Consider the following 241-nt stretch of genomic DNA (forward strand, 5'->3'; position numbering starts at 1 on the left):
GCCTGCGTCTGGACGTGTCCGGCCTGAACAACCGCCTCGACTACGTTCAGAACTGGAATGAGACGCTGAGCGGGCAGATTGACCAGCTCTCCGATTCCGTCACCCGCGCGCGGTCGCGCGTCATCGCGCTGGAGGCCGAGCGCGACAGCCTGCAGAGCGAACTGCGCACCGCCTATTCGCGCCTGAACACCGAGCAGGAGCGGACCGCCCATCTTGAGATCCTGCTGCGCGACGCGCATCT

At 66.0% G+C, this 241-nt stretch carries 1 protein-coding gene; it reads left to right on the plus strand.

Annotation, left to right across the window (positions count from 1 at the left end; all coding sequences use genetic code 11):
- Positions 1 to 241 (plus strand): hypothetical protein (locus tag R0J92_RS26070; protein ID WP_411053824.1); only part of this gene is annotated, 241 nt, incomplete at both ends.

The organism is Tritonibacter sp. SIMBA_163, from assembly GCF_046535935.1.
GTDB classification, from domain to species: domain Bacteria; phylum Pseudomonadota; class Alphaproteobacteria; order Rhodobacterales; family Rhodobacteraceae; genus Epibacterium; species Epibacterium scottomollicae.